The sequence below is a fragment of the Acidovorax sp. YS12 genome (assembly GCA_021496925.1).
Classification (GTDB): domain Bacteria; phylum Pseudomonadota; class Gammaproteobacteria; order Burkholderiales; family Burkholderiaceae_C; genus Paenacidovorax.
In genome coordinates, this window is sequence record CP053915.1 from 4,551,287 (window position 1) to 4,576,010 (window position 24,724).

22 protein-coding genes are annotated in these 24,724 nt (G+C 71.7%); 9 read left to right on the forward strand and 13 right to left on the reverse strand.

Annotated features, from left to right (window positions below; translation table 11 throughout):
- Nucleotides 1-41: 41 nt before the first annotated feature.
- Genes lysS through YS110_20430 form a run of 7 tightly spaced genes read right to left on the reverse strand, consistent with a single transcriptional unit; the run spans nucleotide 42 to nucleotide 7,762 of the window.
- Nucleotides 42-1,577, reverse strand: coding sequence for a lysine--tRNA ligase (gene lysS, locus YS110_20400; GenBank protein UJB66960.1), 1,536 nt, complete (start codon nucleotides 1,575-1,577; stop codon nucleotides 42-44).
- A 37-nt stretch (nucleotides 1,578-1,614) separates the two neighbouring features.
- Nucleotides 1,615-2,802, reverse strand: a complete 1,188-nt coding sequence (locus YS110_20405; GenBank protein UJB66961.1) for a hypothetical protein — start codon at nucleotides 2,800-2,802, stop codon at nucleotides 1,615-1,617.
- Nucleotides 2,799-3,719, reverse strand: coding sequence for a glycosyltransferase family 4 protein (locus tag YS110_20410; protein ID UJB66962.1), 921 nt, complete (start codon nucleotides 3,717-3,719; stop codon nucleotides 2,799-2,801). The genes YS110_20405 and YS110_20410 overlap by 4 nt, the downstream gene beginning before the upstream one ends.
- A complete protein-coding gene (locus YS110_20415) occupies nucleotides 3,713-4,711 on the reverse strand; it encodes a glycosyltransferase family 4 protein (GenBank protein UJB66963.1) in 999 nt (332 codons plus the stop codon). Before YS110_20415 ends, YS110_20410 begins: the two co-directional genes overlap by 7 nt.
- Nucleotides 4,711-5,994, reverse strand: coding sequence for a sugar transferase (locus YS110_20420; protein UJB66964.1), 1,284 nt, complete (start codon nucleotides 5,992-5,994; stop codon nucleotides 4,711-4,713). The genes YS110_20415 and YS110_20420 overlap by 1 nt, the downstream gene beginning before the upstream one ends.
- Nucleotides 5,991-7,130, reverse strand: a complete 1,140-nt coding sequence (locus tag YS110_20425; GenBank protein ID UJB66965.1) for a glycosyltransferase — start codon at nucleotides 7,128-7,130, stop codon at nucleotides 5,991-5,993. Before YS110_20425 ends, YS110_20420 begins: the two co-directional genes overlap by 4 nt.
- A complete protein-coding gene (locus YS110_20430; protein UJB66966.1) occupies nucleotides 7,127-7,762 on the reverse strand; it encodes an LON peptidase substrate-binding domain-containing protein in 636 nt (211 codons plus the stop codon). The genes YS110_20425 and YS110_20430 overlap by 4 nt, the downstream gene beginning before the upstream one ends.
- A 59-nt stretch (nucleotides 7,763-7,821) precedes the next feature.
- Here YS110_20430 and YS110_20435 point away from each other — a divergent pair, with 59 nt between their 5' ends.
- Nucleotides 7,822-8,388, forward strand: coding sequence for a YggT family protein (locus tag YS110_20435; protein UJB66967.1), 567 nt, complete (start codon nucleotides 7,822-7,824; stop codon nucleotides 8,386-8,388).
- Nucleotides 8,389-8,494: 106 nt separating this feature from the next.
- Nucleotides 8,495-8,845 carry a hydroxyisourate hydrolase gene (gene uraH, locus YS110_20440; protein UJB66968.1) on the forward strand — a complete coding sequence of 117 codons (351 nt, stop codon included), beginning with the start codon at nucleotides 8,495-8,497 and terminating at the stop codon, nucleotides 8,843-8,845.
- Nucleotides 8,846-8,949: 104 nt separating this feature from the next.
- On the opposite strand, the gene YS110_20445 is transcribed toward uraH, so the two are convergent.
- Nucleotides 8,950-9,432, reverse strand: coding sequence for a hypothetical protein (locus YS110_20445; GenBank protein UJB66969.1), 483 nt, complete (start codon nucleotides 9,430-9,432; stop codon nucleotides 8,950-8,952).
- A gap of 45 nt (nucleotides 9,433-9,477) precedes the next feature.
- Here YS110_20445 and xdhC point away from each other — a divergent pair, with 45 nt between their 5' ends.
- The 4 genes from xdhC (at nucleotide 9,478) to YS110_20465 (ending at nucleotide 14,930) form a co-directional block, all read left to right on the forward strand.
- A complete protein-coding gene (gene xdhC, locus YS110_20450) occupies nucleotides 9,478-10,332 on the forward strand; it encodes a xanthine dehydrogenase accessory protein XdhC (GenBank protein UJB67537.1) in 855 nt (284 codons plus the stop codon).
- A gap of 438 nt (nucleotides 10,333-10,770) precedes the next feature.
- A complete protein-coding gene (locus YS110_20455; GenBank protein UJB66970.1) occupies nucleotides 10,771-11,976 on the forward strand; it encodes a urate hydroxylase PuuD in 1,206 nt (401 codons plus the stop codon).
- Nucleotides 11,977-12,062: 86 nt separating this feature from the next.
- Nucleotides 12,063-12,686 (forward strand): Crp/Fnr family transcriptional regulator, encoded by a 624-nt coding sequence (locus YS110_20460; protein UJB66971.1) that lies wholly within the window; start codon nucleotides 12,063-12,065, stop codon nucleotides 12,684-12,686.
- A gap of 204 nt (nucleotides 12,687-12,890) precedes the next feature.
- Entirely contained in the window at nucleotides 12,891-14,930 is a 2,040-nt protein-coding gene (locus YS110_20465; protein ID UJB66972.1) for a diguanylate cyclase, read from the forward strand.
- Nucleotides 14,931-15,036: 106 nt separating this feature from the next.
- Here YS110_20465 and YS110_20470 read toward each other — a convergent pair whose 3' ends face one another.
- The 5 genes from YS110_20470 to xdhA all read right to left on the reverse strand — a co-directional run bounded on the left by YS110_20470 (nucleotide 15,037) and on the right by xdhA (nucleotide 20,874).
- Nucleotides 15,037-15,723 carry a CPBP family intramembrane metalloprotease gene (locus YS110_20470; GenBank protein ID UJB66973.1) on the reverse strand — a complete coding sequence of 229 codons (687 nt, stop codon included), beginning with the start codon at nucleotides 15,721-15,723 and terminating at the stop codon, nucleotides 15,037-15,039.
- A 69-nt stretch (nucleotides 15,724-15,792) separates the two neighbouring features.
- On the reverse strand, nucleotides 15,793-16,101 hold the full coding sequence (locus YS110_20475; GenBank protein UJB66974.1) for an antibiotic biosynthesis monooxygenase: 309 nt from the start codon (nucleotides 16,099-16,101) through the stop codon (nucleotides 15,793-15,795).
- A gap of 11 nt (nucleotides 16,102-16,112) precedes the next feature.
- Nucleotides 16,113-16,964 carry an AraC family transcriptional regulator gene (locus tag YS110_20480; GenBank protein UJB66975.1) on the reverse strand — a complete coding sequence of 284 codons (852 nt, stop codon included), beginning with the start codon at nucleotides 16,962-16,964 and terminating at the stop codon, nucleotides 16,113-16,115.
- Nucleotides 16,965-17,044: 80 nt separating this feature from the next.
- On the reverse strand, nucleotides 17,045-19,345 hold the full coding sequence (gene xdhB / locus YS110_20485; protein ID UJB67538.1) for a xanthine dehydrogenase molybdopterin binding subunit: 2,301 nt from the start codon (nucleotides 19,343-19,345) through the stop codon (nucleotides 17,045-17,047).
- 47 nt (nucleotides 19,346-19,392) lie between these two features.
- Complete coding sequence (gene xdhA, locus YS110_20490; GenBank protein ID UJB66976.1) at nucleotides 19,393-20,874, reverse strand: xanthine dehydrogenase small subunit; 1,482 nt, start codon at nucleotides 20,872-20,874, stop codon at nucleotides 19,393-19,395.
- A gap of 219 nt (nucleotides 20,875-21,093) precedes the next feature.
- Here xdhA and YS110_20495 point away from each other — a divergent pair, with 219 nt between their 5' ends.
- From YS110_20495 to YS110_20505, 3 genes are read left to right on the forward strand one after another with little or no spacing between them, the layout of a single operon-like run.
- A complete protein-coding gene (locus YS110_20495) occupies nucleotides 21,094-22,722 on the forward strand; it encodes an ABC transporter ATP-binding protein (protein ID UJB66977.1) in 1,629 nt (542 codons plus the stop codon).
- Nucleotides 22,709-23,782: an ABC transporter permease gene (locus YS110_20500; protein UJB66978.1), complete on the forward strand. Its 1,074-nt coding sequence runs from the start codon at nucleotides 22,709-22,711 to the stop codon at nucleotides 23,780-23,782. Before YS110_20495 ends, YS110_20500 begins: the two co-directional genes overlap by 14 nt.
- On the forward strand, nucleotides 23,782-24,702 hold the full coding sequence (locus tag YS110_20505; GenBank protein ID UJB66979.1) for an ABC transporter permease: 921 nt from the start codon (nucleotides 23,782-23,784) through the stop codon (nucleotides 24,700-24,702). Before YS110_20500 ends, YS110_20505 begins: the two co-directional genes overlap by 1 nt.
- Nucleotides 24,703-24,724: the final 22 nt, after the last annotated feature.

Here is a 24,724-nt window from a genome sequence, read left to right on the forward strand (position 1 = left end):
TCCAAGAGGCTGGGGCGGTGGGGCGTCGGGAGGGGGGCGCGTCAGCCTTCGCGGCGCAGCGCCGGGAACAGGATCACGTCGCGGATGCTGGGGCTGTCGGTCAGCAGCATCATGAAGCGGTCGATGCCGATGCCGCAGCCGCCGGCTGGCGGCATGCCGTACTCCAGCGCGCGCACGAAGTCGTGGTCGTAGTACATGGCCTCGTCGTCGCCACTGTCCTTGGCGTTCACCTGGGCCTGGAAGCGCGCGGCCTGGTCCTCGGCGTCGTTCAGCTCGGAGAAGCCGTTGCCGAATTCGCGGCCCGTGATGTACAGCTCGAAGCGCTCGGTCACCTCGGGGCGCACGTCGTTGGCGCGCGCCAGCGGCGAGATCTCGGTCGGGTGCTCCATGATGAAGGTGGGCTGCCACAGCTTGTCCTCCACCGTTTCCTCGAAGTACAGCACCTGCAGGCTGGCGAGGGTGCGGGTGGACAGGCGGTCCTTTTCCTCGCTCAGGCCGAGTTTCTTGAGCGCGCTGGTCAGCCACGCGGCGTCGTCCACGTGGGCGCCGGCCTCGGTGTACTGGAAGATCGCCTCGCGGATGGTCAGGCGCTGGAAGGGCTGCGACAGGTCCACCTCGCGGCCGCCGTAGGTGAGCTGCAGCGTGCCCGCCGCCTTCAGGGCCGCGTCGCGGATGAGCTGCTCGGTGAAGTCCATCAGGTCGCGGTAGTTCCAGTAGGCCGCGTAGAACTCCATCATGGTGAACTCGGGGTTGTGGCGCACCGAGATGCCTTCGTTGCGGAAGTTGCGGTTGATTTCGAACACGCGCTCGAAGCCGCCGACCAGCAGGCGCTTGAGGTACAGCTCGGGTGCGATGCGCAGGTACATGTCCTGCTCGAGCGCGTTGTGGTGCGTGACGAAGGGGCGCGCGTTGGCGCCGCCGGGAATGGGGTGCAGCATGGGCGTCTCCACTTCCAGGAAGCCGTGCTGCACCATGAACTCGCGGATGCCGCTCACCGCCTTGCTGCGCGCCACGAAGCGCTGGCGCGCCGCCTCGTCGGTCATCAGGTCGACGTAGCGCTGGCGGTACTTCAGTTCCTGGTCGGCCACGCCGTGGAACTTGTCGGGCATGGGGCGCAGGCTCTTGGTGAGCAGGCGCAGGCGCGTCACCTTCACCGACAGCTCGCCGGTCTTGGTCTTCATGAGCTGGCCCTCGGCGCCGATGATGTCGCCCAGGTCCCAGTGCTTGAACGCGGCGTACAGCTCCTCGCCCAGCGCGTCGCGCGTCACGTAGAGCTGGATGCGCCCGGTGGCGTCCTGCAGCGTGGCGAAGCTGGCCTTGCCCATCACGCGCTTGAGCATCATGCGGCCGGCCACGCCCACCTGCACGGGCGTGGCCTCCAGCGCCTCGGCGCTGGCCGCGCCATGCTGCCCCTGCAGCGCGCTGGCGCGGTCGGCAGGCTGGAAGTCGTTGGGGAAGGCCACGCCGCCGCCCTGCGCCTGCTGCTGGCGCAACGCCTTGAGTTTCTCGCGGCGCTCGGCGATGAGTTGGTTGTCGTCTTGCGCGGGCAGGGCGGGGGCGTTGGGGTGGTCAGACATGGGCAGCAGCCGGTTGGGGGGAAGTAAACCCTCTATTTTAGTTGCCCGCCATCCAGACGCTCAGGGCCAGCAAGCCTGCGCTCGACACCCCCGCGAGCCACCACAGATGGATGGCGGGCGGCCAGGCGGCGGCACCCAGCAGCGGCAGGGCCAGCACCAGCAACTGCAGCGCGTCGAAGGCGATGGCCAGGTGCGAATAGCGGCGCTCCCGGCCCTGCTGGAAGGGCCGGTGGCTCAGCGCGGCGAAAAGGCAGGCGCTGCCCTGCCACAGCACCAGCGGCAGGATGTACGGGCGCAGCCCGCGCCAGCCTTCGGCCAGCAGGCCCATGTCCAGCAGCGCGGCGCCCGCCAGCCCCACCAGCCCGGTCGCCAGCGCCGCGCCCAGGCCGATGGCGAGCGAGCGCGCCCGTGCCGTCTCGCGCCGCGCCAGCAGCACCTGCGCCCAGGCGGCGTGGACGATGGTCGGCATGAAGCCCAGCAGCCGCAGCAGCACCGCGAGGTAGCTGGCATCGGCCACGCCGTGCAGGCGCTGCCAGACGAGCAGCAGCGCCGTGCCCGTCACGGCATCCATCACCGTGTGCGCCATGCGCAGCCAGGCGCTGCGCCGGTCGGCCTGCCGGGGGGCTTGCGCGGCTGGTGCCGTGTCGGCATGGGCGTTGCCCTGCGTGGGCAGCAGCCACAGCGCGCCCAGGGCGTAGCCGCCCGCCGCCGCGATGAGCAGGCCCATGGCGCCATGACCGTCGCCGCCATGCAGCGCGCTCCAGCCCGCCGCCAGCGCCAGTGCCAGCACCGGGGGCAGCGCGCGCGCCAGCGCCGCCGAGGCGGGCGCGGCCGTGCGCAGCGCCCAGGGCTGCGCCAGGTACCACAGCATCTGCAGCAGCGCCAGCAGCGCGGCCCAGCCCAGCACGGCCAGCGGCTGCGCCATGGCGCCGAACCAGATGGCCGCGCCCACCAGGGGCAGCAGCAGGCCCCAGCGCGCCAGGCTGGCGCGCAGCACGGCGCGCAACGCCTGGGCCGGGGGCTGCCGCGCGTCAGCCAGGAAGGTGAGCGGGCCTTGCGCCAGCGCCAGCGTGACCCAGAAGAACGCCACCTGCGCGATCACCGCGAAGCGGCCCGTGGCCTCGGGCGAGAAGAAGTGCAGCATGGCCACGCCCATCAGCGCCTGCGCGCCGAGCGATACCAGGCTGGCCACGGCCAGCGTGGCCGAGGCGGGCAGGCGCTTCATGGGCATAGCCCCAGGGTGCGCCACAGCGCCAGGCGCTCCAGCACGCGCGGCCAGGCCAGCGCGCGCAGGTCCGGCACGGTGCAGGCGGCGGGGTCGTGCTGTGTGGCGAAAAAGCGGGCGTATTGCGCCGCGTTGGCCTGCTGGGGCAGGAAGGCGAAGCGCGCACCGTGTTCTTGTGCGAAGGCCCGTACCCACGGGTAATCGGTGCTCACCACGGGCAGGCCCACGGCGCAGTATTCGAGCAGCTTGGTCGATGTCTGCTGGTGGTAGGGCGCCTGGTTCGGCACCAGGTTCAGGCCGAAGCGGGCGCGGCGCAGCAGTCCGGGCACGGCGCCGTGCGGCACCCTGCCGGTGAGCGTGGCATGGCGCAGCGGCGCGAAGGCGGCGCGCAGCTCCGGCGGCGGCTCGCCGATCAGCAGGGTGCATAGCCCGGCCTGCTCCAGCCCCTGGAGCAGCGGGATGAAATGCCGCAGCCGCCGCATGTCGCCCAGGTAGACGGCGTCGAATTCCGGGGCGCCGGGCGTGTCTTGCGCGGCGAAGAACGCCGGGGCGATGCCCATGTCGCGGAACTCGCAGGGCACGCTGTCCGCGAAGCCCAGGCGCGCGCGCACCCAGGCGTTCTGGAACAGCCGGTACTGTGGCCGGGGCTGGCTGGCGTGCTTGGCCCGGTCTTTCAGCCAGGCCCAGGGCGGCACCGAAGCCGAGGCGTACTCGTGCACCTGGAAGGCGTGGGGGAAGCGCTGCGCCGCGCCGCGCGGCACGCGCCCGCACAGCCACCAGACGACGGCTGCGTCGCCGGGCACGCTGGCGCCGTCGCGATGGATCTGGGCCTGGTGGCCCAGGCTTTCGAGGTAGGCCGCGTAGGCGGCCAGCTCCGGCAGGTAGGCATCGCCGCCGCGCACGTAGTGGATCAGCATGCGGCGGCCTCGCGCAGCACCTGCTGCCATTGGCGGGCGAAGCGCGGCCAGGCGTGGTGGTCCAGCACGCTGTCCAGCGCCTGCTGGACCTGCGGCGCGGGCAGGGCGAGCACCTGCTGCACGGCGGCGGCAAGCTGGTCGGGGCTGTCGCCGGGTGCCAGCAGGCAGGCGGGCACGGTCTCGCGCAGCGCGGGCAGCGGCGGCGCGATGAAGGGAATGCCCGCCGCCGCCGATTCGAGCGCGCTCAGGGGGCAGCCGCCTTCGTAGCGCGAGGCCAGCAGCGTCAGGTGCCAGTCTGGTGACAGGGCGGCCGCACGCGGGCGCGCGCCGCAGAACGTCAGGCGCCCGGCTTGCATCAGGTCGCCCGCCTGCCGCTCCAGCGCGGGGCGCAAGGGGCCATCGCCCACCAGACTCAGGCGGTAGTGCGGCGGCAGGAGCCGCAGCATGGCGATCAGGCGCTCGGGCTGCTTTTCCGGCGACAGGCGTCCGACGTAGCCCAGTTCCACCGTGCTGCCGTCGGGTGGCGCGGCGCGCAGGGGCGCATGCGGCAGGCGCAGCGCGTTGGGAATGACGTGCGCCCGCGCATCGGGCAGCGCGTGGCCCAGGAAGCCTTCGAGCGAGGCGCGGGCATGGTGCGAGATGAACACGAAGCGCGGCACGCGCCGGTACAGCCAGCGCAGCCAGGCGTGTTTGGCGGGGTGGCTGCGGGCCTCGGCCAGCACCTCCTGCAGCGGGCCATGCACCCAGACCACCCAGGGCTTGCCCAGCGCCTGCCCCAGGGCCCAGGCGGCGTAGGCGGGGCCGAAATTGTGCGTGGCCAGCAGCACGCCGGCCTGCCGCGCCGCGCGCCATACGCGCGGGTGCGGTGGCGCCGTGTCAACCGCCCAGCCCGCGCTTTGCAGGCCGTCCTGCAATTCCTGCACGATGGTGCCCACGCCGCCCAGGCGCGGGCCGTCGCGCAGCAGGCAAACGCGCGGTGGCGGGCCGGCCATCAGCGCGCCCCGAAGCCCGTGGCGACGATGCGCACGGTCTTGTAGATGATCAGCAGGTCGAGTGCCAGCGCGTAGTGCGTCACGTAGTACAGGTCGTAGCCGAGCTTGACGGCGGCCTGTGCCGCGCCATCGGTATAGCCCTGCTGCACCTGCGCCCAGCCGGTGAGCCCCGGGCGCACCCAGTGCCGGTACGGATACGCCGGAATGCGCTGGGCGAACTCGCGCACGAAGGGCACCTGCTCCGGGCGCGGGCCGATCAGCGACATGTCGCCGCGCAGCACGTTCCATAGCTGAGGCAGCTCGTCCAGGCGCGTGCGGCGGATGAAGCGGCCGGCGCGCGTGATGCGGTCGTCGCCCGGCTGGGCCGGGCGGGTGCGCGCGGCCTCGCACTGGGCGTGGTGCATGCTGCGCAGCTTCCACAGCCGGAACGGGCGGCCATGCAGGCCCGTGCGCTGCTGCGAGAACAGCGCCGGGCCGGGCGAGTCGAGCTTGACGGCCAGGGCGGTGAGCAGGCACAGCGGCAGCCACAGCGGCAGCGTCAGCACGGTGGCACTGAGGTCGAGCATGCGCTTGGCCACGTCGTAGGCGGGGCGCACGTCCTGCTCCCACAGCGCGTCGGGGTGGGGCAGCATGCGCCGGCCGGTCAGCAGCTCGGCCACCGCGTCGAGGCTGTACAGGCGCGTGTGGCTCTGCTTGAGCGCGCGGATGTGCCGCGCGTCGCCGGGCGACGCGGGGTCGAGCACCACGCCGTCGCAGGGCGTGGGGAACTGCCCGGCCTGGCAGACGTGCAATACCAGCGGCAGCGCCTCCAGCTGCGGGCTGCCGATGCGCGCCTGCAGCTTGCCGGGCAGGGCAGCGTCGAGGCAGGCCAGGTGCAGCACGTCGCGGCGGCGGATGGCGCGGTAGCCCAGCAGGAACCAGGCGGCCGTGAGCCCGTAGGCCAGCAGCACGGCGCCGCGCGAATAGGGGTGCTGCGCCAGCGCGAAGCCCAGCGGCGCGAGCGCGAACGGCATGGTGGTGGCCACCAGCACGTAGCTCACGCGCTCGAAGTGCGGCAGGTAGGCGCCCTGGTACAGCCACTGCGTGGCCACGGCGTAGGGAATGGCGCACCACAGCACCGTGGCGCGGAACTGCGCCGTGGCCCAGCCCTGGCCCTGCAGCCACCAGCCCAGGCCGTAGGCCAGCACGAGCACCAGCAGGCCGGCCAGCGCCCAGCGCAGCACCGCGTTCTGGTAGCGCACGGCGAAGGAGCCGAGCGGCTGCGCGTCAAGGGCGGGGTTCATGGCGCTGCGCTGTGGCGGTAGATGTCCAGCACGGCCTGGGCCATGCGCGCGGGCGTGTGCGCCTGTTCGTAGCGCTGGCGCGCGGCCTGCCCCAGCGCGGCGCGCAGCGCGGGGTCGTGCGCCAGGCGCTGGAGCGCGGCGGCCACGGCGCGGGCGTCGTTGGGCACGCGCAGGCCCTGTGCCGTGGTGGGCAGGAGTTCGCGCAGGCCGGGCAGGTCGCTGGCGACGATGGCCAGGCCCGCGCGCATGGCCTCGATGACGGAAATCGGCAGCCCTTCGTGGTCCGACAGCAGCACGAACACGCCGTGCCGCGCCAGCAGCCCCGGCACATCGGTGCACAGGCCCGTGAATTCGACCGCCTCCAGCCCCAGGCGCCGCGCCAGCGCCTGGTGCGCGGCCAGGTCCGGGCCGTCTCCGGCCAGGGTGGCGGGGATTTCCGCGCCCGTCGCGTCGCGCACCAGCGCCAGCGCGTGCAGCAGCAGGTCGGGGCGCTTCGGCGGCGCCATGCGCGCCACCATCACGATGCACGCGGGCAGGTCGTGCGCGGGCGTGCCGCCGGGCAGGTCGTCCAGCGCGTTGGCGACGGCGCTGCAGCGCCGCGCCGGGATCGGCAGCCAGCGCGCCAGGCGCAGCTCGTGGCGCGACACGCACACCAGGTGGCGGGTGAGGGGCGCGCACAGCGCCTCCACCAGCCAGGCCAGCGCGCGGCGTGGCAAGGGGGCGCCGGCCTTGAAGGCGAAGCCGTGCACGGTATAGACCACCGGGGTGCGCGTGATGCACCCCGCCGCGCGCGCCACCACCCCGGCGGCGGCGCTGTGGGCGTGCAGCAGTTGCGGGCGGCTGGCGCGGATGAGGCGCACCAGCGCCGCCACGGCGCGCGCCACGCGGGCCGGGGCGAGCCCGTTGTCCAGCGCGGCGATGCGCTGCACCGGCACGCCCAGGGCGTGCAGGGCCCGGGCCAGCGGCGGCTGCGGGTCGCTGCCACCGACCACGGCCGTGAAGCGCACCCGGTCCGCCAGGGCGCGGCACAGCGCCTCGACGTGCGTTTGCGCGCCCCCGGTTTCGCCCTTGGTGATGACCTGCATGACGAGAAGGGGTGGCGCGCTGGCGGGTGCGTCGGACGGCGCTGCCGTCATGGCGCGATACCCGTGCGGTCGAGCACGTCGCCCACCAGCTCCAGGCGCAGCAGCGGGTTGTCCAGGGCCATCAGTTGCTGCTTGAGCGGCAGCGGCACGGGCAGCAGCTCGCACCAGCGGTTGGCGACCCAGCCGCAGTCGTCCAGCTGCGCGGGCGTCGCGGGCGGGGCGCGTTCGGCCTCGGGCTGGCGGTCGTGCAGGGTCTGCAGCACATGCGCCAGGGCCGTGGCGAAGCGGCGCAGGTCGGCGGGCACGGGCGCCGGGGTGTCTTCGTCCAGCTGCTCCACGTCGGCCACCCACAGGCCGTGCGGCAGCTGGTGGCTCTGGCGCACGCGAAAGCGCAGCGTGCCGTGCGCGCTCAGCGTGATCAGGCCGGGCTGCGGCGACTGGAACTGCGCGATGGCGGCCAGCGTGCCGACGTCGTGGAACTGCTCCTGCGGCGCGCCCGCCTGGCGCACCTCGCGGCCGCTGGCCAGCGCCACCACGCCGAAAGGCGCGCCCGCGCGCTGGCATTTGCGCACCATGTCGAGGTAGCGCACCTCGAACACGCGCAGCGGCAGCGTGCCGCCGGGAAAGAGCACCGTCTCCAGCGGGAACAGGGGCAGCGAGGTGAGCGTGAGGGGGTGGGCCATGGTGGTCGAGCCCGCTATCATCCCATGGGTTGGGGCCCGCCCCGTAGTCCGCCGCTGCCATGCTCTACCAGATCGTTACCCTGCTGCTCGATGTCGTGGCCGGCCTGCTCACGGGCGCCTGCCTGCTGCGCCTGTATATGCAACTGCAGCGCATACCGTTCGCCAATCCGGTGGGCCAGCTGGTGTTTGCGCTGACCGACTGGCTGGTGATGCCGCTGCGCCGCGTGATCGCGCCCGTGGGGCGCTGGGACCTGTCGAGCCTCGTGGCGGCGCTGCTGCTGCAGCTGGCCCAGTACCTGCTGCTGTGGCTGCTCTTCGGGGGCGTGGTGCCGGTGGCCGCGCTGCCCGTGCTGGCCCTGTTCGGCCTGGCGCGCATCGTGCTCTCGGGCCTCACGGGCCTGCTGATCGTGTATGCGCTGCTGTCGTGGGTGCAGACGCGCTCGCCCATCGCCGGGGTGATCGCGCGCCTGAGCGAGCCGCTGCTGCGGCCACTGCGGCGCGTGGTGCCGTTGATGGGCGGGCTCGACCTCTCGCCGCTGGTGGCCCTGGTGCTGCTGCAGGTGGCGATGATCGTGCTGGGGCACCTGCAGGCCGGCGCGCTGGCCGGACTCTCCGGGCTCGGGTAGGTCGCCCGTCTCCTGCGCGTGCGGGTATCTCCCGGAGTTTGATGTACAGAAACTGTATACACTTTGGCGGTCACATACCGCCAAAGCGCGGCTTAGGAGAAGTTCCATGGGCTTGAGCACCCACGTCCTCGACACCATGCATGGCTGCCCGGCCGTGGGCATGGCGGTGGCGCTGTACGCTACCGAAGGCGAGGCAGCCACGCTGGTCAAGCGCCTCGTGCTGAACCACGACGGCCGCACCGATGCGCCCCTGTTCGACAACGCCAGCCTGCGCGCCGGCACCTACCGCCTGACCTTCGACGTGGCCGGCTACTTCAAGGCGCGCGGCGTGCAACTGCCCGAGCCCAACTTCCTGAACCAGGTCAGCCTGGACTTCGGCGTGGCCCATACCGACCAGCACTACCACGTGCCACTGCTGGTGAGCCCGTGGAGCTATTCCACGTACCGTGGCTCGTGAATTGTGTGCTCATGAAACGATAGCTTCCAGCGCTTGGTACAAAAGGTTTTCAGATAGAAAATAATCTGAAAACCAGTGTGGACAAGCGCTGGCAGCTCACTTTTTCAGAGCTGCCCCTCGGTCAGCGTATCGAGCTGGAACTGCCCCGAGGCATCCCAGAGCCAGACATCGGTGTAGGTCACGCTCCCCATGCGCGCTGGGGCCGGGAAGGGCGCAGCGGCGCGTACCAGGGCTTCGATCTGCCGCACCACCTCGGGGGCATGCTGCGGCGCCCGCTGCCAGTGCAGGCGCTTGACCTGGCCGGCGCGGTCGATCTCCACGTCCAGCACGCCCACGGCGTACAGCATGGCCGGCAGCTTGCCGGCGTGGATGCGCGCCGCGTGGCGCTGGTACAGGTGGCGTGCCGCGTCCTCCCGGTAGGCGCGCGCCGTGGCGGCCTGCGAAGCCCCCGCGCCGCCCGCGGGCGGCGGCACGCCCGGGCCCTGCGGCGGCGCCTGGCAGGCGGCCAGCCAGACCGTGGCGGCGGCCAGCAGGCACGCGCGCCGGGCACGGGAAACGCAGGAGGGAGACGGACGGGGGAAAAGCATGGTGTGGGCGCTATGCTGGCGCAGGGCTGGAGCCTGCAAGGAGTGATGGTGACGGGGCTGGATACGGGGGCGGTGGCGACGGGTGCGGCGGCATGGCAGCGCTTGCTGGACGGCCTGGCGCGCGGGCCGGCCTGCCTCGTGGAGGTGGAGTCTACCCAAGGCTCGGCGCCACGCGCGCCGGGCGCCTGGATGGCCGTCCTCGCCACAGAGGCCGGCGGCGCGGTGGTGGGCACGGTGGGCGGCGGCCACCTGGAGTGGCAGGCGCTGGCGGCGGCGCGCGCGCACCTCGCGGGCATGCCCGGCGATGCGCTGCGGCGCTTCGCGCTCGGGCCCAGCCTGGGGCAGTGCTGCGGCGGCGTCGTGCACCTGCGCTTCACCGTCGTCACGGCCGCGGACACCGCCGCGCTGCGCCAGCGCCTGGCGCCGCGCCTGGCGCCCGTGGCGCTGTTCGGGGGCGGCCACGTGGGCCATGCGCTGGCGCGCGTGCTGCAGCCGCTGCCTTTCGCGCTGACCTGGATCGACAGCCGCGACGGCATCTTTCCCGACCCCGTGCCCGAGGGCGTGCAGTGCGAGCATTCGAGCCCCGTGCAGGCCGCCGTGCCGCTGCTGGCGCCCGGCGCGTGCGTGCTCGTGATGAGCTTCAGCCATGCCGAAGACCTGGACGTGGTGGCGGCATGCCTGCAGCGCCAGCGCGCCCAGGGCGACCTGCCCTTCGTCGGGCTCATCGGCAGCCGGACCAAATGGGCACGCTTCAGCCACCGGCTGCGCGCGCGCGGGTTCACGCCGGCGGAGCTGGCGCACGTCACCTGCCCGATCGGCATCCCCGGCATCACGGGCAAGGAGCCCGAGGTGATCGCCGTGGCCGTGGCCGCGCAGTTGCTGCAGCGGCGCGTCGAATAAGGGTTTTGGTGGCTGTGAACGTACACCAAAATTGCATACACTTCACGCTCTCGGACAGGTCGCAGCGGTGCCCGGTGAGTGTGAACGCGGCCTTAGAACGTGTTGATGATCTTTTCATGGTGCCCGCAAGGCAGCAAACAGCCGTAATCGAGGCGCGCGCCGCAGGCCATGCTGGCGGCCTGGCCAAGGCGCGCAACGACGAGTGCGGCTGTTTGCTGCCTTGCCCGGAGGGTTGCCCCGCAAAGGCAGCGTCTGCGGCGTTGCCCATCCTCGCCGCACACCAGTGCGGCTTGCGGTGGGCGCCTTGCAGCCACTGCCTTTGCGGGGCAACGGACACCATGAAAAGATCGTCAACACGTTCTTTCGTTCTGCTCAGAGCGCCCGCAGTGGTGAGCAGGTTGCAATGAAAGCGGCCCCCACGCCGCGAGGTTGAGAATCATGGAAAGCTATCTTCTCGACTGGGCCAACCTGCTGTTGCGCTGGCTCCACGTCATCACCGCCATCGCCTGGATCGGCTCGTCGTTCTATTTCGTCTTCCTCGACAGCAGCCTCACGCCGCCCGAGGACGAAGACCTGAAGAAGCAGGGCGTGAACGGCGAACTCTGGGCCGTGCACGGCGGCGGCTTCTACCACCCGGTCAAGTTCAACGTCGCGCCCCCGAAGCTGCCCGCGCACCTGCACTGGTTCTTCTGGGAGAGCTACAGCACCTGGCTCAGCGGCTTCGCGCTCTTCACCGTCTCGTACCTCTGGAACGCCAGCACCTACCTGGTCGACAAGTCGCGCATGGACTGGGCGCCGGCCACGGCCATCGCGGTGGCGCTGGGCTTCCTGGCCGTGTTCTGGCTGCTGTACGACCTGGCGTGCCGCACCTTCGGGCAGAAGAAGAACGGCGACGCCATCGTCGGCGCCCTGGTGCTGGGGCTGGTGTGCGTGGCCTCGTGGCTGGCGTGCCACTGGTTCGCCGGGCGCGCGGCCTTCCTGCTGGTGGGCGCGATGATCGCCACCGCCATGAGCGCCAACGTGTTCTTCTGGATCATCCCCGGCCAGCGCACGGTGGTGGCGTCCATCAAGGCTGGCCAGCCCGTGGATCCGATCCACGGCAAGCGCGGCAAGCAGCGCAGCGTGCACAACACCTACTTCACGCTGCCCGTGCTGTTCGCCATGCTGAGCAACCACTACAGCTTCACCTGGAGCCACCCGCAGAACTGGCTGGTGCTCATCCTCATGATGTTCGCGGGCGCCGCCATCCGCCAGTTCTTCGTGGCGCGCCACGGCTACAAGCTCGGGCGCAACGGCAATCCGCTGCCCTATGCGCTGGCCGGCGTGGCGGTGCTGCTGGCGGCGGTCGCCTGGATGCGCCCGGCCCCCGCCACGCCCGCGCCCGCAGGGGTCGCCGCACCAGTGGCGGACTTTGCCGCCGTGCAGGGCGTGCTGGCGCAGCGCTGCTACAGCTGCCATGGCGCGCAGGTGCAGATGAAGAACCTGCGCTTCGACGCGGCGGACGCGGTGCGGCAGAACGCACAGGCCATCTACCAGCAGGTGGTGGTGCAAAAACTCATGCCCATGAACAACGCCACCGGCATGACCGATGCCGAGCGCGCGCTCGTGCGGCAGTGGTTCGAGGCCGGGGCTGCGACCCCCTGACATCTTTTGCATTCTTGACGGTAGTGCAGGGGTTTTGTTGATTTGTCTCAAAACCGGAACGGGCCTGGGCGTGCACAGTCCAGCCTATGTTTTTGACTCCGTCTTTCGACCCCTCCGCTCAGGCCGAAGTGGTGGCGCCTGGCGGGGTGCTGCGCGTGCGCAACCAGCGGCCCACCTCGGTACTGCACATCGACAGCGGCCGCGTGCTGCTGGGCGTGCGTGATGGCGAACAGATGCGCCACCAGCTCGGCGTGGTCGAAGGCCCCGCCTGGCTCGATGCCGCACCGGTGCTGCTGGAGCAGCCCTGCGCCGTCGACATGGTGGCGGAAACCGTGGTGCACATGCGCAGCGTGCCGCGCGACACGTTCATGCGCGGCTTTGCCGTGCTCCCCGATTCGGTGCAGAGCCTGCTGCGCGACATGGCGGCCGGCTACTGCCAGCAGACCGAGCTGGCCGTCAGCCGCCTGGCGCAGGACGCCGAGGCGCGCTGCGCCCAGTGGCTGCTGCGCCATGCCCAGCATGACGGCAACGGCTCTCTGCGCGTGACCCTGCACCAGCGCAAGCGCCTGATCGCCGCGCAGCTCGGCATCGCGCCCGAGACCTTCTCGCGCGTGCTGCGCCACCTGCGCGAACACGGGCTGATCGCCGGGACCGGCAACGTGCTGGCCCTGCCGCAGCCGCGCGCGCTGCAGATGGTCGCCGGCGTCTGAGATCGTGAACACGCTCTGAGGTACCTCCCCGTCCTGACGCAGATCAGGGTTTTCCGCGGCGGGCTTCAAGGGTTCCACCCAGGCGGTGCGGCAAGGGCGCTGCGTATATTCACCTGAGCTACTCAGGGATACGCAACGCACCATGACTTCCATCTTCGCCTTTGCCGCCGTCGCCCGTGCAGCGGGGTGCCTGCGGGGCCGCGCATGAGTCCCTCGCCGCTGGGGCATCCCGGGGCGGTGGCCAGCTTCTGGTGGGCGCCCGGCGCCATGGTGTGGCGCCTCATGCTCGTGGCCGCGCTCGCGGTGGCGCTGGCCGGGGGGCTCGGGGCCTTCATCGTGGCGCAGGCGTCGGGGCAGGAGACCGTGCGGCGGCTGGCCGCGCAGCAGAACGACGAGGTCGAAATGCTGGCGCGCCTGCTGGCCGGCAAGGTGGAGCAAAGCCAGCGCCTGCTGGTTTCGGTGGCGGCCGGCATCACGCCGGCCATGGTCGAGTCGCCCGCCACGCTGGAGGCGCAACTGCACCAGGGGCTGCAGCCCGCGCGTTTTTTCGACAGCCTGCTGGTGGCGCGCTCCAATGGCCTGCTCAGCCTGTACCTGCGCCACGGCCGCGCGCAGCAGGCCGGCAGCCTCGACCCCGCCGAGCGCGACGGCCTGCGCCGCGCGCTGGCCGACGGCAAGCCCCAGGTCTCGGAACCCATCGCGGAGCACACCAGCGAGGCGCGGCTGCTCTTCACCATGCCGCTGCACCGCGAGGACGGCAGCCTGTTCGGCGTCATCGGCGGCACGCTGCGCCTGCAATCCCAGGCCCTGCTGCCGCCCGCCCTGGCGCTGCCGCTGCGCGCCGACTCGCGCCTGGTGGTGTTCACGCGCGACGGCACCATCCTGGCGCACTCGCAGCCCGCGCGCATCCTCGGGCAGGTGCGCGACGAACCCGGCCTGGCGCAGGCCTATGCCGATTGGCAGGCGCGCGCGCAGGCCATCGCCGATGGCGCGCAGACCCAGCTGCAGCCGGCCCACATCGTGAGCATGGCCGGCATGCCGCTGCCGCAATGGATGGTGGCGCGCGTCAGCGACGTGCAGGCGCGCGCGGTGCCCGGCCAGGGCGTGTGGGGCCAGATGTGGTGGATGGCGGCGGCCCTGCTGCTGCTCATCGCCCTCGCCGCCATGCTGTGCATGGCCTGGCTGGCCCAGCCGCTGGCCGTGCTGCGCCACCGCGCGCCGCAACTGCTGCAGACCGGGCCCGATGCGCTGGAACCCTGGCCGCGCGCGGCGGGCGAGGTGGATGCGCTGGTCGACGTGCTGCGCAGCCTGGGGCGCCAGCGCGCCCAGCTGCGCACGCAGCATGCGGTGCTGGACGTGCGCTTCCAGGCGATCCTCGACCATGCGCCCGTGGGCATCGTCATCATCCGCGGCGGTGTCTTCGAGCTGCTCAACCGCCAAGCCTGCCACATGCTCGGCTATTCGCTGGATGCGCTGCGCGGCCAGCACGCCAGCACGCTGCACGCCTCGGTGGCCGACTACCAGCACCTGGAGCGCCAGGTGCGCCAGGCGTTCACGGCCCATGGCGCGTTCAACGGCGACGTGTGCTTCCTGCGCAAGGACGGCGGGCCCGTCTGGGCGCGCGTGCAGGGCCATGCCCTGGGGCAGGCGGAAGAGGGCGTCGGGTCGGTCTGGATCCTGGAGGACATGACCGCCGAGCGCGAGGCGCTGCGCCAGCAGGACTGGGGCGCGCGGCACGACCCGCTGACGCTGCTGGCCAACCGCGCCGGGCTGGAGCTGCGCCTGCAGTCCCTGCTGGCGCAGCGCCACGAGGGCGCGGCGGGCGGCGCGGGCGTGCTGCTGTTCCTCGACCTGGACCACTTCGCCGTGCTCAACGACGAAGCCGGCCACGAGGCGGGCAACGACGTGCTGCGCCACGTGGCGCGCCGGATCGAGACCCAGGTGCGCCAGATCGGCTGGGCCGCGCGGCTGGGCGGCGACGAGTTCGCCGTGGTGCTGCCGGGCTGCACCCGCGCGCGCGGGCTGGCCGTGGCCGAGCAGTTGCGCGCGGCGCTGCAGGACTGGGAGCCCGCCTACCAGGGGCGCAGCTTCACGCTCGGGGCGAGCATCGGCCTGGTGACGCTGGACGCGCGCCTGGCCGGCGTGGCCGAGGTGCTGCATGCCGCCGACATGGCTTGCTATGCCGCCAAGCGCGCGGGGCGCAACCAGGTGGTGGAGCACCCGGAAACAGCCGCCGCGTCCTGATCATACGGATTTGCCTTCAACCGTCTAACGTCGTTGGTTCGCCTTGCCGTGCTACAGCACTGTCTGCGGCTTCCCGCCTAGTTATACGGTTGAATGCAAACCCGTATCAGGCGCCCGCGGCCAGGGCCACGAGATGCGCGCCGGCGTGTGCGATGCAGGCCGACTCCAGGCCCCAGCGCCAGTACGCGAGGCCGAACAGCAGCCCCGGCACGCTGTTGGCCGCCAGCAGGTAGCCCACCGTGGCCGGCGTGAACGGCACCCCCATGGCAGCCGCCGCCGGAAAGTGGCCGATGGCGAAAAACAGCGCGGCCACGAGCGTTGCCGCAGCCATGTACCTGGCGCGGGGACGGCCGGCGCGCCGCTGCAGAAAGCGCCACGGCAGCCAGGCCAGCAGCGTCATCAGCCCCCAGCGCAGCAGGATTTCCTCGGTGATGCCGCCGTAGAGCAGCCGCGCCGCCACCGGGATGTGCAGCGCCGCGTCCGCCTGCTGCAGCTCCGGCGGCGCTGCCAGCCCCGCGGTGCGCAGTGCGGCGCCGGCCGCCAGCCCGAGCAGCGCGCCGGGGAGGAGCTGGGGTTTCACGGCATCCCAGAGGCCCGTGCCGCAGAGCGCCGCTTCCGCCACGGGGGCCTTGAGGCCGAGCGGCCTGGCAAGCGCGGCGCCCAGCCAGGCGGCCAGCGCCAGCAGCACGCCGCTTTGCACCAGGCTCGCGGCGATGGCCGCGCCATGCGGGACCGGAGTGCCTTGCAGGAGTCGCGGGGTCACGGCCAGCGCCAGCACGAGAACCCCGGGCATTCCGGCGGCCCACAGTGCCGCGCCCAGGCGCGGTGTCGATGGAGGTGTCATCGCATCTTCCGCCAGGGCTTACTGGCCCAGGCGGCCGGTGCTGCAGACCATCTCGCAGCGCGTGACCTTCGGCGGGGCCGTCAGCAGCGTGCCGAACTGCTGCAGCGCCGCCTCGACCTCGGGCCGCTGGAGGTGCGCTTCCCAGTCCGCGCGGTTCTTGTACCGCTCGTAGAGGACGAAGGTGTTGGGGTTTTCCAGCGAGCGATGGGCCGCATAGAAGACGATGCCGTCTTCCTGCCCGGCCAGCGCGACCATGGCATGCAAAAGGCTTTCAAGCCGGTCAAGGCAGTGGGGCTGGGCTTCCAGTTCAACGACCAGTACGAACATGCAGGGCTCCTTCATGAAGTGGTTTCAGGGGGGCCGAGCATGCCCGGGAGATCGCGGCGCGTATTGTAGAAATGCGTCTTCGTTCGGGCCTCCTGGAGAAACAGATCCGGCGGGGCGCCGGCCCGTTTCCGGAAGTCGTGGATGAAATGCGCCTGGTCGTAGTACCCGTGGGACAGCGCGGCGTCGCGCGGATGCGCCGCGCCCTCCAGCATCAACGTCCGGACGGTGTGCTGGAAGCGGCTCAGGCCTTTGAATTCCATCGGTGTGCTTCCAGTCAGCGACAGAAAGCGGCGCTCGAACTGCCGCCGGCCCAGCGGCATGGCGCGGGCCAGGGCGTCGATCGACAGCGAGGAGAAATGCCGGTAGATCCGTGCGGCGGCGCCTTCGGCCAGAAGGTCGGGTGCTTCGTGCTTCCAATGGCGGAGCAGGAAGGCCTGGAGGCGCGGCAGCGTGTCGCGCGGCGCCGCCGCACGGGCGAGGTGGCGCAGCACATCGCGCGCGGCAGGGCCGAAGGCCTCCTCGGCCGGCAGCGCGCGGTCCGGCAGCGCCAGGCCGGGAAGGCGCGTGAAGCGGTGCACCATGCCGGCCTTGAACCGCACGGCGATGAAGCCGATGTGCGGGGTCGGCAGCAGCCGCACGGCATGGCGGCGCAGGCAGAACAGGTGCCCCTGCGGGCACGCCATGGGCTGGCCGTCCGGCGCCAGGTAGCGGAACGGCGCCCCGTAGTGCAGATACAGTTCCGCGCCGGTGCCGGGCAGCAGGGTCGGCAGCGGGACCGGCGCGCCGTCCGTGCTCTCCCACCCCCAGATGCGATCGACGAAAGGCCGCAACGCGGGCGCTGGCAGAACGTGGAAGGTCTTCATGCGCTGGCCCGGGGGCATGGCGCATCAAAAAACATAGCTGCCAGCGCTTGTCTGCATTGGGTTTGAGGCCGATTTTGCCATTATTCATGCCCTGGCCCGGGGCGCGCGGCGGCGTCCAGCCCGCCCAGCGCGCGCAGCAGGTTCTCGGCCGTGGCCGGGGCCGTGAGGCGCACCGGGGCGCCGTCGGCGCGCGCGGCGGCCACGGCGTTGCGCAGGGCCTCGTACACGGCCACGGCGAGCATGAACGGCGGCTCGCCCACGGCCTTGCTGCCGCCCACGTTGTCCTCGCGGTTGGCCTCGGGCCACAGGGCGACGCGAAAGCGCGCCGGCACGTCGCCCGTGGCCGGGATCTTGTAGGTGCTGGGCGCGTGCGTGGCGAGCAGCCCCTGGTCGTTCCACACGAGCTGCTCGGTGGTGAGCCAGCCCATGCCCTGGATGAAGCCGCCCTCGATCTGGCCGATGTCGATGGCCGGGTTGATGCTGTGGCCCACGTCGTGCAGGATGTCCACGGCCAGCACCCGGCTCTCGCCGGTGAGCGTGTCCACCACCACCTCGCAGCAGGCCGCGCCGTAGGCGAAGTAGTAGAACGGCCGGCCGGTCAGCGTGGTCTTGTCGTAGTGGATCTTGGGCGTGCGGTAGAAGCCGTCGCTCCACAACTGGATGCGGTTGGCGTAGGCCTGCTGCACCACGTCGCTCCACGCGCGCACCGTCTTGGGCGAGATGACCTGCCCGCCCTGGAACTGGATCTCCCCGGCGCCGCAGCCGTCCAGCCCGCACACGAAGGCGGCCAGGTTGGCGCGCACGTTGCGCGCCGCGTACTGTGCCGCGCGGCCGTTGAGGTCGGTGCCGCTGCTGGCGGCGGTGGCGCTGGCGTTGGGCACCTTGCTGGTGTCGCTGGCGGTCACGAGGACGCGCGCCAGCGGCACGCCCAGCTCGTCGGCCACGATCTGCGCCACCTTGGTGTGCAGGCCCTGGCCCATCTCGATGCCGCCGTGGTTCACCTGCACGCTGCCGTCGGTATAGACATGCACCAGCGCGCCCGCCTGGTTGAACAGCGTGGCGGTGAAGCTGATGCCGAACTTCACCGGCGTGATGGCGATGCCGCGCTTCAGGACGGCGTGGCGCGCGTTCCAGGCCGAAATGGCCTCCAGGCGGCTACGGTACTGCGCTGACAGCTCTAACTTTGGTAGCAGATCGTGCAGGATGTTGTCCTCCACCGGCATCTGGTAGTGGGTGACGTTGCGCTCGCCCAGGCCGTAGAGGTTGGCCATGCGCACGTCCAGCGCGTCGCGGCCCAGGGCGCGCGCGATGTCGCCCAGGATGGTCTCGATGGCGATCACTCCCTGGGGCCCGCCGAAGCCGCGGAACGCGGTGTGGCTTTGCGTGTTCGTCTTGCAGCGGTACGAGGCGATTTCCACGTCCTGCAGGAAGTAGGCGTTGTCGCAGTGGAACACCGCGCGGTCGGCCACCGGGCCCGACAGGTCGGCGCTGAAGCCGCAGTTGGCGGCCATGCGCAGTTGCAGGCCCTGGATGCGGCCCGCGCCGTCGAAGCCCACCTCCCAGTCGTAGGCGAAGGGGTGGCGCTTGCCGGTGACGAGGAAATCGTCGTCGCGGTCCAGGCGCAGCTTGACCGGGCGGCCCACCTTGCGCGCCGCCACGGCGGCCCACACGGCCAGGTGGCCGGCCTGCGTTTCCTTGCCGCCGAAGCCGCCGCCCATGCGGCGGCACTCCACGCGCACGGCGTGGCTGTCCACGGCCAGCGCGTGCGCCACCCAGTGCTGCACCTCGCCCGGGTGCTGGGTGCTGGAGTGGATGAGCCATTGCCCCTGCTCCTGCGGCAGCGCGTAGGCGATCTGGCCCTCCAGGTAGAAATGCTCCTGCCCGCCCACTTCGAGCTGGCCGCGCAGGCGGTGCGGCGCGCGCGCCAGCGCCGCCGCGGCATCGCCACGGCGCACGAACACCGGGGGCAGCACGTAGCTCTGCTGCGTTAGCGCCTGCTGCACGCTCAGCACCGCCGGCAGCGGCGTGGTGTCGGCACGCACCAGGCGCGCGGCGCGGCGCGCCTGTTCGACGCTGTCGGCCACCACCAGGCCGATGACCTGCCCGGCGTACTCCACGCGGTCGATGGCGAACACCGGCTCGTCGTGGGCGAAGGCGGCGAGCAGCTTGTCGCCCGGAACGTCCGCCGCCAGCACCACGCTGCGCACGCCGGGCAACTGCAGCGCGGCGGAGGCGTCCACGCCGTGCAGGCGCCCGTGGGCGATGCGCGAGAGGATGGGCGCCGCGTACAGCGTGCCGCGCACCTCGGGCAGGTCGTCGATGTAGCTGGCGCCGCCCGTCACCTGGGCGCGGGCGCTCTCGTGCGGGTGCGGCTGGCCCATGGCAGGCTGGGCGCGGGGGAGGGTGACTGGGGGGGCGGGCGAGCGTGTCATGCCGGCTCCTCCTGCGGCGCGCAGTCCGCGAGCGAAAAATCCTCCAGCGAGACGGCCGCCTGGCCCTGGCTCTCCAGCCAGTAGCGCCGCACCAGGCCGGCCAGCACGGCGCTGCGGTAGGCGCCGCTGGCGCGCATGTCGGAAATCGGCGTGAACTCGGCCTGCAGCGCTGCGCCGGCGCGCCGGGCCAGCGCCTCGGTCCAGGGCTGGCCGGTCAGTAGGGCCTCGGTCTGGCGCGCCCGCGCGGGCGTGGCGGCCACGCCGCCCGCGCCGATGCTGGCGCGGCGCACCACGCCATCGGCGATGTCCAGGTGCAGGGCCAGGCACACGGCGGAGATGTCGTCGTCCCAGCGCTTGGACACCTTGTAGGCGCGCAGCAGCCCCTCGGGGGCCGGGCGCGGCACCAGGATGCGCACCAGCAGCTCGTCCGGCGCCATGGCGTTCTGGCGGTAGCCGGTGTACAGGTCTTCGAGCGCCAGCGTGCGCTCGCCGCGCATGCTGGCCAGCACCACCTGGGCGCGCAGCGCGATCAGCAGCGGCATGGAGTCGCCGATGGGCGAGCCGTTGGCCACGTTGCCGCCCAGCGTGCCTGCGTTGCGCACCGGCAGGCCGGCGAAGCGCGCGGCAAAGCGCTGCAGCTGCGGCCACTGGCGCTGCAGCGCGGCGAAGGCGTCGGTGAGGGTGACGGCGGCGCCGATGCGCAGCCCGGCGCCATCGTCCTCGATGCGGCGCAGCTCGGCGGCGCGCGTCACGTCCAGCACCTGGGCGAACTGGCGGTGCTGCTTGGTGATCCACAGCCCGACGTCGGTGGCGCCGGCCACCACCTGGGCCTGCGGGTAGGCGGCGCGCGCGGCCAGCAGCTCGGCCTGGGTGGTCGGGGCGATATAGATCCAATCGGCCTCCGGGCTTACGGAGGCAAGCGCCGCCAGCTCCAGTTTCTGTAGCAATTCGGCTTCGTCCAGCGGCGCCGGGGGCAGGCTGGCCATCTGCTGGGCGGCGTCGAGGATGGGGCGGTAGCCGGTGCAGCGGCACAGGTTGCCCGAGAGGGTTTCCTGCGCCAGCGCGCGGCTGACCGGGCGGCCCTGGCCGGTGTGGTTCTGGTACAGGGCGAACAGGCTCATCACGAAGCCGGGCGTGCAAAAGCCGCACTGGCTGCCGTGGCACTGCAGCAGCGCCTGCTGCGCGGGGTGCAGCGTGCCGTCGGCCTGCGCCAGGTCCTGCACCGTCCACAGCGCCATGCCGTTGAGGGAGTGCGCCATGCGGATGCAGGCGTTCACCGCCTGGTAGCGCACGCGGCCGTGCACGGCGTCGCCCAGCACCACGGTGCAGGCGCCGCAGTCGCCCTCGCCGCAGCCTTCCTTGGTGCCGGTCAGGCCCAGGTCTTCGCGCAGCAGCTCCAGCAGGGTGCGGTCGGGCGGAACGTGGGAAAGCGTGACCAGCTGGCCTCGGTGCACGAACGTCAGGGGGCGGGAATTCATGGGGCGGCGGCGGAGTGCGGTATGGGCCTCTACCTTATGACAAAAAACGCAGCCGTGTCATGCGCGCGCAAAACTGCCGCGCCCGGTGTGGTTTGCGTGCGCACGCGCGCCCCAGGCTGTTGCGTTACTACCAAAAGCATAGCTGCTGGCGCGCATGGGGCAAGCGTCTGGACTCTTTGGGGCACATGGCCGGTGACAATTTGAGAGACAATCCGCCCCATGCATTCCCCCGACGCTCCCCCCGCCAGCGGCGCCGCGCCGCCACCGTTGCGGCTGCAACTGGCCGGCATCACCAAGCGCTACCCGTCCGTGGTGGCGAACAGCGGCGTGTCCCTGGCGGTGCGCCCGGGCGAGATCCATGCCGTGCTGGGCGAGAACGGCGCGGGCAAGTCCACGCTGATGAAGATCATCTACGGCGCCGTCAAGCCCGACGAGGGGACGGTGCAGGTGGACGGGCGCGCGGTGCACATCCGCAACCCGCAGGAGGCGCGGCAGCTGGGCATTGCCATGGTGTTCCAGCACTTCAGCCTGTTCGACACGCTCTCGGTGGCCGAGAACGTGTGGCTGGGCCTGGACAAGACCCTGTCGCTGGCCGAGGTGACGCAGCGCATCGCCGCGAAGGCGGCCGAATACGGCCTGGAGATCGACCCGCTGCGCCCGGTGCATACGCTCAGCGTGGGCGAGATGCAGCGCGTGGAGATCATCCGCGCGCTGCTGGCCAACCCGCGCCTGCTGATCCTCGACGAACCGACCTCGGTGCTCACGCCGCAGGCGGTGGAAAAGCTCTTCGTGGTGCTGCGCAAGCTGGCGGGCGAGGGCTGCAGCATCCTCTACATCAGCCACAAGCTGCACGAGATCCGCGCGCTGTGCACGGCCTGCACCGTGATGCGGGCGGGCCAGGTGACGGGGGTTTGCGATCCGCGCGAGGAATCGAATGCGTCCCTGTCACGCCTGATGATCGGCGCCGAGCCGCCCGCGCTGACCTACCGCGCGGTGCAGGCGGGCGCGCCGGTGCTGCGCGTCGAGGGGCTGACGCTGCCGCGTGGCGATGCCTTCGGCGTCGATCTCACCGACCTGCAGTTCGAGGTGCGCGCGGGCGAGGTGGTGGGCATTGCGGGGGTCTCGGGCAACGGGCAGCGGGAGCTGCTGTACGCGCTGTCGGGCGAAGACCAGCGCGCGCAGCCCGCCATGGTGCAGATCGGCGGCCCGCGCGGCATGGTGCCCAGCGGGCGCCTGAACCCGCGCCAGCGGCGCGCGCTGGGCCTGCATTTCGTGCCCGAGGAGCGCCTGGGCCGTGGCGCCGTGCCCGGCATGGGGCTGGCACACAACCTGCTTCTGACCCGTGGCGACGCGCTGGGCGCGGGCGGGTGGATCCGCATGCGCGCGTTGCGCGCGCAGGCCAGCGGCATCATCGCGCGCTTCGGCGTCAAGGCCGGGGGGCCGGATGCCACGGCGCAGTCGCTGTCGGGCGGCAACCTGCAGAAATTCATCGTGGGCCGCGAGATCGACGCGGGCCCGCGCCTGCTCATCGTCTCGCAGCCCACCTGGGGCGTGGACGTGGGCGCCGCCGCGCAGATACGCGGCGCCATCCTGGCGCTGCGCGACGCGGGCTGCGCGGTGCTGGTGCTGAGCGAGGAGCTGGACGAATTGTTTGAAATCTGTGACCGCCTGCACGTGCTGGCCAAGGGCCACCTGTCGCCTTCCGTGGCGCGGGCCGAGGCCAGCGTGGAGCGCATCGGCGAATGGATGAGCGGCCTGTGGCATGCCGAGGTGCAGGAGCACCTGGCGCACATGGCCGCGCACGATGCCGGACACGACGCGCAGGAGGCCCGCCATGCTCAAGCTTGAGGCGCGCCCCCAGGCGTCGCGCCTGTGGTCGTACGGCTCGCCGGTGCTGGCGCTGGCCATCACGGTGGTGATCGGCGTGGCGCTGTTCGCGCTGCTGGGCAAGGACCCGGTGCGCGGGCTGCAGGTGTTCTTCTGGGAGCCCATCAGAACCCCGTACGCCCTGGGCGAACTGGCCGTCAAGGCCACGCCGCTGCTGCTGATCGCGCTGGGGCTGGCGGTGTGCTTCCGCTCCAATGTGTGGAACATCGGCGCCGAGGGGCAGTTCGTCATCGGTGCCGTGGCGGCGGGCGGCGTGGCGCTGCTGGCCGGCAAGACCACCGGGCCGTGGATCGTGCCCGCCATCCTGCTCGCGGGCATGCTTGGCGGCATGGCCTGGGCGGGCGTCACGGCGCTGCTGCGCGACCGCTTCAACGCCAATGAGATCCTGGTGAGCCTGATGCTGGTCTACGTGGCCACGCTGGTGCTGGGCTACCTGGTTTATGGGCCCTGGAAGGACCCCATGGGCTTCAACTTCCCGCAGACCAAGATGTTCGAGCGCGTGACGCAGATGCCCCGGCTGTTCACCGGCTCGCGCGTCACCATCGGCCTGCCGCTGGCCCTGGCGGGGGCGCTGGCGCTGTGGGTGTTCCTGTTCCGCACGCGCGCCGGCTTCGCCTTGCAGGTGGGCGGCCTGGCGCCTGCGGCGGCGCGCTATGCCGGCTTTTCCAGCCGTTCGGCGCTGTGGAGCGCGCTGCTCATCTCCGGCGCTGCCGCGGGCCTGGCGGGCGCGCTGGAGGTGGCCGGCCCCATTGGCCAGCTCACGCCCTATGTGCCGGCGGGCTACGGCTTCGCGGCCATCATCGTGGCCTTCGTGGGGCGGCTGCACCCGGTGGGCATGGTGCTGTCGGCCATCCTCATGAGCATGTTCTACATCGGTGGCGAGCTGGCGCAGTCGCGCCTGGGGCTGCCCAAGTCGCTCACGGGCGTGTTCCAGGGGCTGCTGCTGTTCACGCTGCTGGCGTGCGACACGCTGGTGGCGTACCGGGTGCGCTGGGCGCGGCCGTCCAAGGGGGGCAGGTAATGGAATCGTATGCACTGCTGATCGGCTCCACCCTCAGCGCGGGCACGGTGATCGCGCTGGCGGCGCTCGGGCTGCTGGTCAACGAAAAGGCCGGCATCGTCAACCTCGGGGCCGAGGGCATGATGCTGTGCGCCGCGCTGGCGGGCTTCGCCACGACCGTGGGCACGGGCAATGAATGGCTGGGCTTCGCGGCCGGGGCGCTGGCCGGGGCGTTGCTGGCGGCGGTCTTCGGCGTCCTGGTGATCTGGCTCAACACCAACCAGTACGCCACCGGGCTGGCGCTCTCCCTGTTCGGCGTGGGCTTCTCGGCTTTCGCGGGCCAGAACTTCGTGCAGGCCAAGCTGCCGGAGCTGGCGCAGGACGGCATTCCCTACCTGCGCGACCTGCCCCTGGTCGGCCCGGCGCTGTTCGACCACGACCCGCTGGTCTATGGCGCCATGGTGCTGGCCGTGGCGCTGATCTGGTTCCTGGACCGCACGCGCGCCGGCCTGGTGCTGCGCGCGGTGGGCGAGTCGCCCCAGTCGGCGCATGCGCTGGGCTACCCGGTGCGCTGGATCCGCCTCGGGGCGGTGGTGTTCGGCGGGGCGCTGTGCGGGCTGGCGGGCGCCTTCATCTCGCTGGAATACACCCCGCTGTGGGTCGAGGGCATGGTGGCGGGGCGCGGCTGGATCGCGCTGGCGCTGACCACGTTCGCCACCTGGCGGCCGGCGCGCGTGCTGCTCGGCGCGTACCTGTTCGGCGGCGTGACCATGCTCCAGTTCCATTTGCAGGCCACGGGCGTGCAGTTGGCAAGCCAATTGCTTTCCATGTTGCCGTACCTGGCGACCATCGTGGTGCTGGTCTTGATCTCGCGCAATCCGGCATGGATCCGTGCGAACATGCCGGCCTCGCTCGGCAAGCCGTTCTACCCGGGCAGTTGAGTTTTTTCGTTGTCTTTCATTC

Excerpts from the sequence above, each read along its gene's own strand:
- lysS (UJB66960.1), bottom strand. The coding sequence starts at position 1,577 with ATGTCTGACCACCCCAACGCCCCCGCCCTGCCCGCGCAAGACGACAAC.
- YS110_20455 (UJB66970.1), top strand. The coding sequence starts at position 10,771 with ATGGAAAGCTATCTTCTCGACTGGGCCAACCTGCTGTTGCGCTGGCTC.
- YS110_20435 (UJB66967.1), top strand. The coding sequence starts at position 7,822 with ATGCTCTACCAGATCGTTACCCTGCTGCTCGATGTCGTGGCCGGCCTG.
- xdhA (UJB66976.1), bottom strand. The coding sequence starts at position 20,874 with ATGAATTCCCGCCCCCTGACGTTCGTGCACCGAGGCCAGCTGGTCACG.
- YS110_20505 (UJB66979.1), top strand. The coding sequence starts at position 23,782 with ATGGAATCGTATGCACTGCTGATCGGCTCCACCCTCAGCGCGGGCACG.
- uraH (UJB66968.1), top strand. The coding sequence starts at position 8,495 with ATGGGCTTGAGCACCCACGTCCTCGACACCATGCATGGCTGCCCGGCC.
- YS110_20465 (UJB66972.1), top strand. The coding sequence starts at position 12,891 with ATGAGTCCCTCGCCGCTGGGGCATCCCGGGGCGGTGGCCAGCTTCTGG.
- YS110_20500 (UJB66978.1), top strand. The coding sequence starts at position 22,709 with ATGCTCAAGCTTGAGGCGCGCCCCCAGGCGTCGCGCCTGTGGTCGTAC.
- YS110_20460 (UJB66971.1), top strand. The coding sequence starts at position 12,063 with ATGTTTTTGACTCCGTCTTTCGACCCCTCCGCTCAGGCCGAAGTGGTG.
- YS110_20425 (UJB66965.1), bottom strand. The coding sequence starts at position 7,130 with ATGACGGCAGCGCCGTCCGACGCACCCGCCAGCGCGCCACCCCTTCTC.
- YS110_20445 (UJB66969.1), bottom strand. The coding sequence starts at position 9,432 with ATGCTTTTCCCCCGTCCGTCTCCCTCCTGCGTTTCCCGTGCCCGGCGC.
- YS110_20415 (UJB66963.1), bottom strand. The coding sequence starts at position 4,711 with ATGGCCGGCCCGCCACCGCGCGTTTGCCTGCTGCGCGACGGCCCGCGC.
- YS110_20430 (UJB66966.1), bottom strand. The coding sequence starts at position 7,762 with ATGGCCCACCCCCTCACGCTCACCTCGCTGCCCCTGTTCCCGCTGGAG.
- xdhC (UJB67537.1), top strand. The coding sequence starts at position 9,478 with ATGGTGACGGGGCTGGATACGGGGGCGGTGGCGACGGGTGCGGCGGCA.
- YS110_20470 (UJB66973.1), bottom strand. The coding sequence starts at position 15,723 with ATGCCCGGGGTTCTCGTGCTGGCGCTGGCCGTGACCCCGCGACTCCTG.
- YS110_20420 (UJB66964.1), bottom strand. The coding sequence starts at position 5,994 with ATGAACCCCGCCCTTGACGCGCAGCCGCTCGGCTCCTTCGCCGTGCGC.
- YS110_20480 (UJB66975.1), bottom strand. The coding sequence starts at position 16,964 with ATGAAGACCTTCCACGTTCTGCCAGCGCCCGCGTTGCGGCCTTTCGTC.
- YS110_20475 (UJB66974.1), bottom strand. The coding sequence starts at position 16,101 with ATGTTCGTACTGGTCGTTGAACTGGAAGCCCAGCCCCACTGCCTTGAC.
- YS110_20410 (UJB66962.1), bottom strand. The coding sequence starts at position 3,719 with ATGCTGATCCACTACGTGCGCGGCGGCGATGCCTACCTGCCGGAGCTG.
- YS110_20405 (UJB66961.1), bottom strand. The coding sequence starts at position 2,802 with ATGAAGCGCCTGCCCGCCTCGGCCACGCTGGCCGTGGCCAGCCTGGTA.
- xdhB (UJB67538.1), bottom strand. The coding sequence starts at position 19,345 with ATGGGCCAGCCGCACCCGCACGAGAGCGCCCGCGCCCAGGTGACGGGC.
- YS110_20495 (UJB66977.1), top strand. The coding sequence starts at position 21,094 with ATGCATTCCCCCGACGCTCCCCCCGCCAGCGGCGCCGCGCCGCCACCG.